This is a genomic window from Bradyrhizobium sp. USDA 4502 (genome assembly GCF_054063355.1).
In genome coordinates this window covers 6,550,806-6,563,421 of the sequence record NZ_JBSSGF010000001.1, presented here as the reverse complement: position 1 = coordinate 6,563,421, position 12,616 = coordinate 6,550,806, and the positions used below count along the sequence as shown (strand labels likewise).

The following is a 12,616-nucleotide window of genomic DNA, read 5'->3' as shown; positions in this document are numbered from 1 at the left end:
CGGCCATCGATTACCCAAGCATTAACTTTCGCGCGTTACCTCAAACCCCAGTTTTGGGAGTGCCGCGTATGGACATGATGAGCATGGTCACCAGCATCCTGTCGATGCAGCAGGGCAATCTGCAGGGTGAGATCGCGACCCGCGTGACCAAGCAGAACCTCGACGCCGAGAAGTTCGCGGTTCAGACCCTGCTCGGCACGCCCTCCACCGCGAATTTGTCGCCTGGCATCGGCGACAACCTCAACGCCGTCGCCTGATCAGAACCCGGCTGCGGCTGGCTGCAGCGCGGCCTTCACCAGCTTGATCGCGTCGTCGCTCGCCCATTCGGCGGGACCGGCGATATTGGCGATTTCGCAGCCCTTGCCGTCGACCAGCACCGAGGTCGGCATGCCCAGCGCCTTGCCTATGTTCTTAAGGTCTTGAAAAACCTTGGCTTTCTGATCCGAAAAATAGCCGAGATTGGTCAGGTTGGCCTCTTTCAGGAAGTTTTTCGGCTTGTCCGGGTCGCGGGTGTCGATGTTGATCGCGACCACCTCGAAATCCTTGCCGCCGAGCTTGGTCTGCAGGCTGTCGAGCGCCGGCATTTCCTTGCGGCAGGGCACGCACCAGGTCGCCCACAAATTGACCAGCACGGTCTTGCCGCGCCAGTCCGAGAGCTTCTTCGGCTGGCCGTTAGCATCCTCGAAGGTGAGGTCGGGCAGCATCAAGGGGGTGGTCGCCATGGTCAGCGCCGCGACCTCGCCATGGGCAAGCGGGGCGATCTTCTTCGCAAGAGCCACCGCGCTGTTGCAGGCGATATCGCCGCCAGCGGGATGCTTGAGGCTGGAGACCCCGACATAGCCGATCACGGCCCCGGCCAGCACGGCGCCGATCACCAGCGGGATACGCCACTTGGCGGTCGGCCTGGCGGTCGGATTGGATGGGGTCGTCTCGGGCATATCGTTTGTCATCCTGGGTCGATGTGGCTAAGCAGTGCCGGGAATACGACCGGAACTGCGGTGCTGTTTCGCCGCCTCCGGCCATGAAACCGCAAGGCTGAAATACGAATTCGTGAGCGAGATGTCATGAGCAACAAGATGTGGGGCGGCCGATTCTCGGAACGTCCCGACGCGATCATGGAGGAAATCAACGTCTCCATCGACGTCGATCGTCACCTTTATGCCCAGGACATTGCCGCGTCCAAGGCCCACGCCGCGATGCTCGCCGCGCAGGGCATCATCACGTCCGCTGATGCGAAAAATATCGGCAAAGGTCTAGACACGATTTTGTCAGAGATCGGCAAGGGCGATTTCGATTTCAAGCGCGCGCTCGAGGACATTCATATGAATGTCGAGTCGCGGCTGTCCGAATTGATCGGGCCCGCGGCGGGCCGGCTGCACACCGCGCGCTCCCGCAACGACCAGGTCGCGACCGATTTCCGGCTTTATGTCCGCGACACCATCGATGAGACCAATGCGGCGCTGGCCGCGTTCCAGCAGGCGCTGGTCGCCCGCGCGCTGGAGCATGCCGGCACGGTGATGCCGGGCTTCACCCATCTGCAGACCGCGCAGCCCGTGACCTTCGGTCATCATCTCCTGGCCTATGTCGAGATGGCCGGCCGCGACCGCGGCCGCTTTGCCGACGCGCGCAAGCGGCTGAACGAATCGCCGCTGGGAGCGGCCGCGCTCGCCGGCACCTCGTTTCCGATCGACCGCGCCACGACCGCGAAGGCGCTCGGCTTCGATCGTCCGATGGCCAATTCGCTCGACGCGGTGTCCGACCGCGATTTCGTGCTGGAGACGCTGTCGGCGGCGGCGATCTGCGCGGTGCATATGTCGCGCTTCGCCGAGGAGATCGTGATCTGGACCTCGCCCTTGGTCGGCCTCGTCAAGCTCAGCGACAAGTTCACCACCGGCTCGTCGATCATGCCGCAGAAGCGCAATCCGGACGCGGCCGAGCTGGTCCGTGCCAAGACCGGCCGCGTGATCGGCGCGCTCACCGCGCTGCTGATCGTGATGAAGGGCCTGCCGCTCGCCTATCAAAAGGACATGCAGGAGGACAAGCAGGGCGCGATGGAGGCTTTCGAGGCGCTGTCACTGGCAATTCGCGCCATGACAGGCATGGTCGAGGACCTGGTGCCGGACGAAGCAAAGATGAAGGCCGCCGCCGGCGAGGGCTACGCCACCGCCACCGATCTTGCCGACTGGCTGGTGCGCACCCTGAAAATACCGTTCCGTGACGCCCACCACGTTACCGGGCGCATCGTCGGCCTGGCATCGAAGCAGGGTGTGGCGCTGCACGAGCTGCCGCTCAAGGCCATGCAGGAGGTCGAGCCGAAGATCACGGCCGACGCGCTGAGGGTGCTCAGCGTCGAATCCTCTGTGCAGAGCCGGACCTCGTTTGGCGGCACGGCGCCGAAGAATGTGATGGCGCAGGCCAAGGCCTGGGCCAAGCGGCTGGAAAAAGAGCGAAAATTGGGCTGAACCGGAAAATTTGGCCGTGATTTCATGACGCTCCGCCTCTCGCCAGAGCACGCCAATGTTTGTATGGTGCCGCCCGAATTGGGGAATTCGTCGTGATTAGCAAGAACCGCCTGACCCCCTCGGGATGGGCCATCATTGTGCTGGGCGTATCCGCGCTGGCGCTCGGCGGCTGCGGCCGTAAGGGACCGCTCGACCTGCCGCCGACCGCGAACGTCGCGCCGGGCGCGGCACCGAGCGACACTGAGAGCGAGCGGGCGGCGCAGCCCAGCGTGTTCAATCCGACCTATGGCTCGGAGGCCGCGCCGGCCGCGCCGCGAGGCAATAAACGGCCCTTCCTCCTCGATCCGCTGCTCGGCAATTAGTATTTAAAAGCGTGTCATGAACCATTTCGACTATCGCAACGGCGTGCTGCATGCCGAGGCGGTCAATCTCATTGAGCTGGCGGAGGCCGTCGGCACGCCGTTCTATTGCTATTCGACCGCGACGCTGGAGCGCCACTACCGCGTCTTCACCGAAGCCTTCGCCGGCGAGAAGGCGCTGGTCTGCTACGCCATGAAGGCGAACTCCAACCAGTCGGTGCTGCGCACGCTGGCCAAGCTCGGCGCAGGCGCCGACGTGGTGTCCGGCGGCGAGTTGAAGCGGGCTCTGGCGGCCGGGATTCCGCCCTCGAAGATCGTGTTCTCCGGGGTCGGCAAGACCGAGGGCGAGCTGCGCGCCGCGCTTGCCACCGACATCCTCTGCATCAATATCGAGTCCGAGCCGGAGCTCGAGATGCTGTCGCGTCTCGCGGTCGAGATGAAGAAGACGGCCCGCATCTCGGTGCGGGTCAATCCCGATGTCGATGCCGGCACCCACGCCAAGATCTCGACCGGCAAGTCGGAGAACAAGTTCGGCATTCCGATCGCTCGCGCCCGCGAGGTCTATGCCCGCGCGGCAAAGCTGCCGGGCGTCAAGGTCACTGGTACCGACGTGCATATCGGCAGCCAGATCACCGATCTCGGCCCGCTGGAGGTCGCTTTCCGGCTGCTCGCCGAATTCGTGCAGACGCTGCGCGCCGACGGCCACGACATCTCGCATATCGATTTCGGCGGCGGCCTCGGCATCCCCTATTACATGGATCGCGCCGCGCCGCCGGCGCCGGATGCCTATGCGGCGATGGTCAAGCGCGTCACGCACAATCTCGGCTGCACGCTGATGTTCGAGCCGGGCCGCATGATCGTCGGCAATGCCGGCATCCTCGTCACCCGCGTGATCCATGTGAAGCCGGGCGATGCCAAGAACTTCGTCATCATCGACGCCGCGATGAACGACCTGATCCGGCCGACCCTGTATGAAGCGCATCACGACATTCTGCCGGTGCGCCAGCCTGCGCCCGGCACCCCGACCATGGTCGCGGATGTGGTCGGCCCGGTCTGCGAGACCGGCGACTATCTCGCGCTCGACCGCTCGCTGCCGCAGCCGAAGGCCGGCGATCTGCTGGCGATCATGACCGCCGGCGCCTACGGCGCGGTGCAGTCCGGCACCTACAACACGCGGCCTCTGGTGCCCGAAGTGCTGGTCAAGGACGACCAGTACGCCGTGGTCCGCCCGCGCATCGACGTCGATGCCCTGATCGCGATGGACAGGCCCGCGCCGTGGCTGTGATCTTGTAGGATGGGTAGAGCGCAGCGAAACCCATCATCTCGCTGCGCGGACGCAATCGATGGGTTTCGCTTCGCTCTACCCATCCTACTCAGTCGTTACTTCGCGGCGTGCGCGCCGCCCTTGCCGCCGCCGACGATCACGCCCGCGGCCTTCTCGATCGGCTTGATCGCCGCGGTGAAGTCCGACTCCGGTCCCTCGTCGCGGATGATGACTTCCCAGAGCCGGCCGACCGCTTCGGCGACTTCCATCGACAGCCCGAGCGCGCGCATCTCCTCGACGGCGAGCCGCACGTCCTTCACCATCAAGCCGGTGGCGAAGCCGAAGTCGAAGCTGCGCGGCAACACCGAGCGCGGAAACTTGTCGCGGCTCGCGGTGTTCAGCCCGGAGCCGGCATTGATGACGTCGATCATCACGGCCGGATCGAGCCCGGACTTGACGCCCATCACAACAGCCTCCGAGGTCGCCACCATCGCGGTCGCCGACAGGAAGTTGTTGGCGAGCTTCATGGTCTGGCCGGAGCCCGGCTTGGTGCCGATGAAGAACACCTTGCCGATGACGTCGAGCGCGCCCTTCACCAGTTCGAAATCGGCGCGCGGGCCCGACACCATCACTGCCAGCGTGCCCTTCTCGGCGCCGGCGACGCCGCCGGAGACCGGGCTGTCGATCTGCACGATGTTCTTCTTGGCCAACAGCTCGTGGATCTTCACCGCCATCCGCGAGCCGACGGTGGAGAGGTCGATGAAGCGTTTGACGCGCGTGCCCTCGATCACGCCGCCCGCGCCGGTCGCGACCTCGAGTGAGGCCTGCAGCGAGGGCAGGCTCGCCATCACGGTCTCGACGCGGTCGGCGATGTCCTTGGGCGAGGTTGCGGCCACCGCGCCGAGTGCGACCAGCCTGTCGAGCGCGTCCTTGCTGGTGTCGAACACGGTGAGCTTGTGGCCGGCCTCGATCAGCCGGCGCGCCATCGGGAAGCCCATCTTCCCGAGGCCGATGAATCCGATTTCCATGAGTCGTTTCCTCTATGTCGTTATGTGCGATATGCGCGCCTCCCACACGATGTCGTCCCTGCGAAAGCAGGGACCCATAACCCCAGGACTAAGTTGTTTGGTGCAGTCGGGGCCACAGCCGTCGTAACCACGACGAGCTGTGGTTATGGGTCCCGGCTCGCGCTTCGCTTGGCCGGGACGACAACGAGTGGAGCTCGCTCACGCCTTGTTGTCGAGTTCGGCGAACACCTCGCGCGCGATGCGGAAGCTGTCGACGCCGGCGGGGATGCCGGCATAGATCGAGACCTGCATGAAGATCTCGCGGATTTCGTCGCGGGATACGCCGTTGGTCAGCGCGCCCTTGATGTGGGCCTTCAATTCGTGCGGCCGGTTCAGGATCGAGATCATGGCGAGGTTGAGCATGCTGCGGGTCTTGCGCGGCAGTTCCTCGCGGCCCCAGACCGCGCCCCAACAATATTCGGTGACGAGTTCCTGGAATGGCTTGTTGAAGCTGTCCGAATTCTTCAGCGCATTGTTGACATAGGCTTCGCCCAGCACCGCCTTGCGGATTTCGAGCCCCTTGTCGTGCGTTTTTTGGTCCATATCGCGTTCCTCATGCGTTAATGCGATGGTTCGGCCGGGACGTTACGGGGTCGAACCGCCGCAGTCACGCCTTCGTGTTATGCGTATTTCCCGGTGTGGGTTACTGCCTGGAACGGGTGCCTCAAAGCCGCCGCCGTGCTAGGCTGACCTGCCGGCTACCCCGGAGATTTTATTGAGCGGAGCCAACATCGACCCCTCTGACCCGTCACGCGCCGTCCGCGACAGCGATGCGATCGCGCGGCTGAAACTGACAGAGGCTCTGCAGCGGGCAAGGTTCGCGATTGGGTGGGAACGGGCCTGGCCGCATCTGGCCCGGTTCCTGACGGTCGCAGGATTGTTCCTGGTCGCGTCCTGGGCCGGGCTGTGGCTGGTGCTGCCGTTTGTCGCACGCGTGGCCGGCGCCGGCCTGTTCGCGATTGCCGCGCTCGCGGCGCTGTCGCCGCTGGTGCGCTTCCGCTGGCCGAGCCGCGAGGAGGGCCTGAGCCGGCTCGACCGCGGCGCCGGCATTCGCCATCGTCCGGCGACCACGCTCTCCGACACGCTCACCAACAAGGACCCGTTTGCGCTGGCGCTGTGGCAGGCGCAGCGCGAGCGCACGCTGGCCTCGATCAAGCGCATCCGCGCCGGGCTGCCGCGGCCGCGCGTGTCGCTGCACGACCCCTGGGCGCTGCGCGCGCTGGTCATCGTGATGCTGGTCGCGAGCTATGTCGCCGCCGGCGACGAGCGCGGCCTGCGGGTCGCCTCCGCATTCGACTGGAACGGCATCATGGCGCCGGCCAATGTCCGGGTCGATGCCTGGGTGACGCCGCCCAACTACACCGGCAAGCCGCCGATCATTCTGTCGAACGCCAATAAGGACGCCAACGCGGCGGACACCACCCCGCTCGCGGTTCCGGCCGGCAGCACGCTCCTGGTGCGCTCCAGCGGCGGCAGCATCGACGTCGTCGTCGGTGGCGGTGTTACCGAGGTCGCGCCGGACGGGCAGGCGCCCAAGGGCACCAACGAGCGGCATTTCAAGATCACTGGCGACGGCACCGCGCATGTCCGCGCGCCGGCCGGCCAGCCGCAATGGAAGTTCACTGCGACGCCGGACCGCCCGCCGTCGATTGCGCTCGCCAAGGATCCGGAGCGGCAGGCGCGCGGCGCGCTGCAGATGTCCTACCGGCTCGAGGACGACTACGGCGTCAGCGAAGCGCGCGCGCAATTCGCAGTGCGGCCGACCGATGCGCCGAAGGAGGCTGACGGCAAGAAGGATGCCGACGGCAAGGCGGCGCAGCCGCGACCGCTGTTCGAGCCGCCGCAATTCGCGCTGGTGCTGCCGAATGCGCGCACCCGCAACGGCGTCGGCCAGACCGTGAAGGACCTCAGTGAGGATCCCTATGCCGGCGCCGACGTGACCTTGACGCTGACGGCCAAGGACGAGGCCGGCAATGAGGGCAAGAGCGAGCCGTTCAACATGCGGCTGCCGGAGCGCCTGTTCACCAAGCCGCTGGCGCGCGCGCTGATCGAGCAGCGCCGTATCCTGGCGCTCGACGCCAATCAGAACGGCCAGGTGTTCGCCGCGCTCGAGGCGCTGATGATCGCGCCCGAAATGTTCATGCCGGAGACCGGCTATTACCTTGGCCTGCACACCGTGAGCCGGCAGCTCGAGGCGGCGCGCACCGACGACCAATTGCGCGAGGTGGTCGCCAGCCTGTGGTCGCTCGCCGTCACCATCGAGGACGGCAACATCTCGGACGTCGACAAGGCGCTGCGTGCGGCGCAGGACGCGCTCAAGCAGGCGCTCGAGCGCGGCGCGACCGACGAGGAGATCAAGAAGCTCACCGACAATCTGCGCGCCGCGCTGGACAATTTCCTCCGCCAGATGGTCGAGCAGTTCCGCAACAATCCGCAGCAGCTCGCCCGGCCGCTCGATCCCAATGCCAAGGTGCTGAGCCAGCAGGATCTCAAGAACATGCTCGATCGCATGGAGCGGCTGTCACGCTCCGGCGACAAGGATGCGGCGCGGCAGCTGCTCGAGCAGATGCAGCAGATGCTGGAAAACCTGCAAATGGCGCAGCCCAATCAGGGCGACGACGACATGCAGCAGTCGCTCAACGAGCTCGGCGACATGATCCGCAAGCAGCAGCAATTGCGCGACAAGACCTTCAAGCAGGGCCAGGATTCCCGCCGCGACCGCATGCGCGGCAAGCAGGGCGAGCAGTCGATGGGCGACCTGCAGCAGGACCAGCAGGCGCTGCGCGATCGCCTGAAGAAGCTGCAGGAAGAGCTCGCCAAGCGCGGCATGGGACCGGACCAGCGCGGCCAGAAGGGCCAGAAAGGCCAGGGTCAGAAGGGCGACCAGGCGCAGCCGGGCGATCAAGGCGGCGACCAGGGCGATGACGGCGATGACGGGCTCGACCAGGCCGATTCCGCGATGGGCGATGCCTCCGGGCGGCTCGGCGAGGGCAATGCCGACGGCGCGGTGGATTCGCAGGGCCGTGCGCTGGATGCGCTGCGCAAGGGCGCCCAGAGCCTCGCCGACGCGATGCAGCAGGGCGATGGCGACCAGCCGGGCGACAGCCCCGGCAACCGCGCCGGCCGCCAGCAGAGCGGCGGCAACCAGACCGATCCGCTCGGCCGCCCGTTGCACGGTCGGGAATTCGGCGACGACTACACGGTGAAGATCCCCGGCGAGATCGACGTGCAGCGCGTCCGCCGCATCCTCGAAGAGCTGCGCCGCCGCCTCGCCGATCCGTCGCGGCCGCAGATCGAGCTCGACTACATCGAGCGGCTGCTGAAGGATTATTGAGCGCCTCGTCCTTCGACTGTCGTCATCCGTGAAAGCTCGTGCCTACTCACGAGACATCGGCGCTTGAATCGAACGGCCACGGCGACCTGTATGCCGCGCTTCCACTGGAATGACGCGGAATATGCACGACGGTCGTAAGCCTGCAGACGTCAGCTTCTGCGGGCTACGCGCCCCGCGTTCCAATCGGGTGCGATCGGGACCGGGTGTCGTCCGCCCGTTTCGCACAATTTTCCTAAAATTGTCGGGTTCCCGTTGGTGCGCATTTAAGTCGCTTGCGTCACCTTACTTCGGAAAATTGGCAAGCGTCTCAGGAGAGCACATGAGGCACAGCCGTTTATTCATTGCATCGTCATACCGGCCATTGGGTATTACTCGCCGGCACCAACATCAGACCAGCTTGGTTCGACAATTCGTTCGAGACCAGTCGGGCAGCTATGTGATCATTTCAGCGCTGCTCATGCCGGTCCTGGTCGGCACGGCAGGGCTCGGTACCGAGGTGGGATGGTGGTACTACAAACATAAGAACATGCAGAGTGCCGCCGACTCCGGCGCGGTAAGCGCCGCAACGGCGGCAAGTGCAGGCGCCGACCTTTTGTCCGAAGCCAATGCGGTCACGGCAAACTACGGTTACGCGAACGGGGCGAACAACGTCACGGTCACGGTGAATCAACCGCCGAAGACCGGCAGTCAGACGTCGAACCTGCAGGCGGTCGAAGTCATCGTGAGCCAACCGCAACAGCGGTTGCTGTCAGCCTTGTTCGGCTCGGCCCCGGTGCCGGTCACCGCGCGCGCGGTCGCGCTGCCGAATTCCGGGACGGGCTGCGTGCTTGCGCTCAACGCCAGCGCCAGTCCCGCGGTCAACGTGAGCGGCGGCAACCAGCTCAACCTGATCAAGTGCAACCTTTACAGCAACTCGGGTGCAAGCCCATCGCTCAACGTGGCCGGCAGCGCGACGGTCGCCGCCAATCAGGTCGGCGTCGTCGGCGACGTTTCCGGCACCAGCAACATCACCGCCACCAACGGCGTCAAGACGCATATGAAGCCAACGGCTGACCCGTATGCGAACGTCTCTCCGCCGTCGAAGCCGAGCTGTACGAACGCCAAGATTACGGTCAATTCCAACGGAAAGACGAATTCTCTCAGCCCCGGCTGCTACTCGGGCAGCATTACGGTGAATGCCGGCGCAACGCTGAACCTCGATCCGGGCATCTATTACCTGGACGGCTCGAACCTGAGCGTCGCGGGCAACGCCACCATCACGGGCAGCGGCGTGACCCTGGTCTTTACGGGCTCGGGAAGCAAGTGGGGCACGGCTTCGATCGGCAGCAACGCGATCGTCGATCTGACGGCGCCGACCTCCGGCTCCACGAAGGGCATCGTCATGTATGGCGACCGCAACATGCCGGCCGGGACTACCTTTAATCTCACGGGTGGTGCCACCCAGAACTTCGGCGGCGCCATCTACCTGCCGAAGGCCGACCTCAGCTTCGGCGGTGGTAACGGCACAAGCACATCATGCACCAAGATCATCGCGGACACGCTGACGTTCAGCGGCACGTCGAACCTTCAGGTCAATTGTTCGGCGCTCGGCACCGCGACGATAGGCACGCAAACCGCGCAACTCATCGAGTGAGGTTGGCCCCGATGCAAATCCAGAGATCCTCATCCAACAGCCGTGGTCGATTGGTTTTCTCTCTGACGCGGCTTGTGCGCACCGCCGTTCACGACAGGGGCGGCGTCGCGGCCATCGAATTCGGCATCATGATCCCGTTGTTGTCCCTGATGGTCGTCTCGGTAACCGACATCGGACTCGCGCTCTATCGCAAGATGCAGGTCGAGAATGCCGCGCAGGCGGGAGCGCAATACGCCATCGTGCGCGGCTTTGACGAGACTGGCGTCACCAGCGCCGTAACAGCCGCCACGAATTCCACAGCCATCAATGCTTCGCCCAAGCCGTACCAGTTTTGCGGGTGCCCGACCAGTTCGGGGGTCAGCACCGTCAGTTGCGGTGCGGTCTGCCCCAGCGGCGCGCAGGCCGGAACATATGCCATGGTTTCGGCGCAAGGGACCTACTACACGCTGATCAATTATCAGATTGTGGCGGCCACCTACACCTATAGCGCCCAGTCCACTGCGAGGCTGCAGTGAAACTCACACCGCTATGGCGGGACAATCGAGGGGCCTCCGCGCTGGAATTCGCCCTGACCGCTCCCGTGTTCTTCCTGTTCATATTTGGCATCATCGAATTCGGACTGCTGTTCTGGACCCAGCTCGGGCTGCAGCACGGCACGGAAATGGCGGCGCGTTGCGCGACCGTCAACAGCACGCTCTGTCCAAGCGGGAGCGCCATCACGAATTACGCCGCGCAGCAGGCGTTCGGCCTCACGCTCCCGGCGCAGACATTCACCTATTCCACGTCAGCCTGCGGCAACGTGGTCAGCGCGAGTTATGCATTTCAATTTGCGCAATTTCTCAATCTATCCCCGGTGACGCTGACCGCCCGGGCATGCTTTCCGAGTTGAGCTCGTAACCCTAGTGTCCCGAATCCGAAGTTCGCATCATTGGCCGCACCTTCGGAGCGAACTTCGGATTCGATAAGGACACTAGCAAACTTATGATTCTAGTGTGCTTTATGAATGCGAAGTTCGTGAAAGTGGCTGCCGCGAAATCGCACGAACTTCGCATTCAGCACACTAGCCGGCCTTCCGCGCCGCCAGCGCGTCCGCGACTGCGGTGCGGATATCGGCCACCGAGAACGGTTTCGTCACCACGTCATGCACGATCGCCTCGAGGCCGGAGGCGCGTTCGCGCTGATGGGCGAAGCCGGTCATCAGCAGGATCTTCAGCGCAGGGAAGTCGCGCGCCGCGGTCAGCGCCAGCGCGATGCCATCCATCACGGGCATCTGGATGTCGGTGAGCAGAAGGTCGAACGCGCCTTCGTCGCGCGTCAGCACCTCCAGCGCCTCGGCGCCGTCCTGCGCGGTCACGGTTTCGTGGCCGTCCATGGCGATGGCGCGCGCCACCAGCGAGCGCATCGAGTCTTCGTCGTCGGCGATCAGAACACGCGTCATGGTGATTGGTCGGTTCCCGATGGAGTTGGCCGGCGGCTCACGCGCGGCCGCCGGTGAGATCACGCTTGTTGAAGAAGCGTACGTCGATATTGCGGCCTTCGGGCGGCGGCGAGGCGAGGCGCGACTTGAAGAAGGCCCGCTCGCCGGGATTGAGCACCGGCTGCTCCAGCACGGCGTTCCAGGCATAGATTTCGGCGCCCTGGGCGTCGCGGACCGAGAAGCGCAGCCGCGGCAATTCGACCGGCTTCCTGGTCTGGCCGACGATCATGCCCTCGATCACCAGCACCGGCTTGCCGTCCACGGTCTCGTTGGTGATCTTGAGATCCTTGAAGGCGAGCCCGCGCAAATTCACGTCGAGCCCGGCCATCTTGTAGAACAGCGCGGTCTGCGGCAGCAGCCGCACCACGTCGTTGCGCCAGACGAACAGCGCGATGATCAGCGCGGCCATGGCGCCGCAGGTGGTCGGCAGGGCACCGATCACCGGCATGAACGGAATTCGGGGCAGGGCGGGCAGGCGGAACAGGCGGGGAAACCGGGGCAGGCGGAAGCGGCCCCTGGTTCCCGCGTCCCCGGCGTCGGCATGGGCCGCGGCATCCGCCTCGGCTAGCGCCGGCCATTCCGTGGCGGCGTCGCTGCCCTCGGCGGGCAAATCGGCCGAAATCGAGGGGCTCTCGACCATCGGGGTCGCGTCAGCCTCCTCCCGGCCCATGGCCTCCCATTCGGCGGCGAGGTCGGATCCGGCGGACTGATAGGCCAGAGTGGGCGCGGTCGCCCCGATGGCGTCCTCCGGCCGGGCCAGCCAGACCTCCCGGCAGCGGGAACAACGGACGGTGCGTCCGGTCTCGCCAAGGGTGGCCGGATTGATTGCGTAGGATGTTGTACAATGCGGGCAAACAATATGCATGGAGGCCGAATCTCCACCGTGTGGATGCCCGGATGCTACTTAGCGACCGTTAACGAATCGGAAACCATAACCGAAGCACAAGCTTTCTGTGCGGTTCGCGGGCGCTCGGCCGGGGTTCGGGCCGTCTTCGCCGTCGGTGTGGGGTATTGGGCCAT

13 protein-coding genes are annotated in these 12,616 nt (G+C 65.0%); 8 read left to right on the top strand and 5 right to left on the bottom strand.

Annotation, left to right across the window (positions count from 1 at the left end; all coding sequences use genetic code 11):
* Positions 1-68: 68 nt before the first annotated feature.
* The gene (locus tag ACVW1B_RS30695) at positions 69-257 is read left to right on the top strand and encodes a putative motility protein (RefSeq protein ID WP_069280209.1); all 189 of its coding nucleotides are present in this window, start codon (positions 69-71) and stop codon (positions 255-257) included.
* Here the strand turns inward: ACVW1B_RS30695 and tlpA are convergent, their stop codons facing one another.
* Positions 258-938: a thiol:disulfide interchange protein TlpA gene (tlpA, locus tag ACVW1B_RS30690; protein ID WP_225162776.1), complete on the bottom strand. Its 681-nt coding sequence runs from the start codon at positions 936-938 to the stop codon at positions 258-260. It abuts the gene before it with no gap.
* 126 nt (positions 939-1,064) lie between these two features.
* Here tlpA and argH point away from each other — a divergent pair, with 126 nt between their 5' ends.
* The 3 genes from argH (at position 1,065) to lysA (ending at position 4,106) form a co-directional block, all read left to right on the top strand.
* A complete protein-coding gene (argH, locus tag ACVW1B_RS30685) occupies positions 1,065-2,462 on the top strand; it encodes an argininosuccinate lyase (protein WP_253606644.1) in 1,398 nt (465 codons plus the stop codon).
* A gap of 92 nt (positions 2,463-2,554) precedes the next feature.
* Positions 2,555-2,824 (top strand): LPS translocon maturation chaperone LptM, encoded by a 270-nt coding sequence (gene lptM / locus ACVW1B_RS30680; protein WP_057017758.1) that lies wholly within the window; start codon positions 2,555-2,557, stop codon positions 2,822-2,824.
* 16 nt (positions 2,825-2,840) lie between these two features.
* Positions 2,841-4,106 (top strand): diaminopimelate decarboxylase, encoded by a 1,266-nt coding sequence (lysA, locus tag ACVW1B_RS30675; RefSeq protein ID WP_253606645.1) that lies wholly within the window; start codon positions 2,841-2,843, stop codon positions 4,104-4,106.
* 95 nt (positions 4,107-4,201) lie between these two features.
* Here lysA and ACVW1B_RS30670 read toward each other — a convergent pair whose 3' ends face one another.
* Positions 4,202-5,113, bottom strand: a complete 912-nt coding sequence (locus tag ACVW1B_RS30670) for an NAD(P)-dependent oxidoreductase (protein ID WP_253588807.1) — start codon at positions 5,111-5,113, stop codon at positions 4,202-4,204.
* 198 nt (positions 5,114-5,311) lie between these two features.
* Entirely contained in the window at positions 5,312-5,695 is a 384-nt protein-coding gene (locus tag ACVW1B_RS30665) for a carboxymuconolactone decarboxylase family protein (protein WP_018268955.1), read from the bottom strand.
* A 172-nt stretch (positions 5,696-5,867) separates the two neighbouring features.
* On the opposite strand from ACVW1B_RS30665, the gene ACVW1B_RS30660 reads away from it, so the two are divergent.
* The 4 genes from ACVW1B_RS30660 to ACVW1B_RS30645 all read left to right on the top strand — a co-directional run bounded on the left by ACVW1B_RS30660 (position 5,868) and on the right by ACVW1B_RS30645 (position 11,008).
* Positions 5,868-8,486: a TIGR02302 family protein gene (locus tag ACVW1B_RS30660; RefSeq protein ID WP_168857835.1), complete on the top strand. Its 2,619-nt coding sequence runs from the start codon at positions 5,868-5,870 to the stop codon at positions 8,484-8,486.
* A gap of 397 nt (positions 8,487-8,883) precedes the next feature.
* On the top strand, positions 8,884-10,119 hold the full coding sequence (locus tag ACVW1B_RS30655; RefSeq protein ID WP_253606648.1) for a pilus assembly protein TadG-related protein: 1,236 nt from the start codon (positions 8,884-8,886) through the stop codon (positions 10,117-10,119).
* A 74-nt stretch (positions 10,120-10,193) separates the two neighbouring features.
* The gene (locus ACVW1B_RS30650) at positions 10,194-10,634 is read left to right on the top strand and encodes a TadE/TadG family type IV pilus assembly protein (protein WP_141340959.1); all 441 of its coding nucleotides are present in this window, start codon (positions 10,194-10,196) and stop codon (positions 10,632-10,634) included.
* The gene (locus ACVW1B_RS30645) at positions 10,631-11,008 is read left to right on the top strand and encodes a TadE/TadG family type IV pilus assembly protein (protein ID WP_225164603.1); all 378 of its coding nucleotides are present in this window, start codon (positions 10,631-10,633) and stop codon (positions 11,006-11,008) included. The genes ACVW1B_RS30650 and ACVW1B_RS30645 overlap by 4 nt, the downstream gene beginning before the upstream one ends.
* Before the next feature lie 171 nt (positions 11,009-11,179).
* Here the strand turns inward: ACVW1B_RS30645 and ACVW1B_RS30640 are convergent, their stop codons facing one another.
* On the bottom strand, positions 11,180-11,557 hold the full coding sequence (locus tag ACVW1B_RS30640) for a response regulator (protein WP_016845302.1): 378 nt from the start codon (positions 11,555-11,557) through the stop codon (positions 11,180-11,182).
* A gap of 37 nt (positions 11,558-11,594) precedes the next feature.
* Positions 11,595-12,461 carry an MJ0042-type zinc finger domain-containing protein gene (locus tag ACVW1B_RS30635; protein WP_253606650.1) on the bottom strand — a complete coding sequence of 289 codons (867 nt, stop codon included), beginning with the start codon at positions 12,459-12,461 and terminating at the stop codon, positions 11,595-11,597.
* Positions 12,462-12,616 lie beyond the last annotated feature (155 nt).

Coding starts and splice junctions, on each gene's coding strand:
- ACVW1B_RS30695 (WP_069280209.1), top strand. CDS start 69: ATGGACATGATGAGCATGGTCACCAGCATCCTGTCGATGCAGCAGGGC.
- tlpA (WP_225162776.1), bottom strand. CDS start 938: ATGCCCGAGACGACCCCATCCAATCCGACCGCCAGGCCGACCGCCAAG.
- argH (WP_253606644.1), top strand. CDS start 1,065: ATGAGCAACAAGATGTGGGGCGGCCGATTCTCGGAACGTCCCGACGCG.
- lysA (WP_253606645.1), top strand. CDS start 2,841: ATGAACCATTTCGACTATCGCAACGGCGTGCTGCATGCCGAGGCGGTC.
- ACVW1B_RS30670 (WP_253588807.1), bottom strand. CDS start 5,113: ATGGAAATCGGATTCATCGGCCTCGGGAAGATGGGCTTCCCGATGGCG.
- ACVW1B_RS30665 (WP_018268955.1), bottom strand. CDS start 5,695: ATGGACCAAAAAACGCACGACAAGGGGCTCGAAATCCGCAAGGCGGTG.
- ACVW1B_RS30640 (WP_016845302.1), bottom strand. CDS start 11,557: ATGACGCGTGTTCTGATCGCCGACGACGAAGACTCGATGCGCTCGCTG.
- ACVW1B_RS30635 (WP_253606650.1), bottom strand. CDS start 12,461: ATGCATATTGTTTGCCCGCATTGTACAACATCCTACGCAATCAATCCG.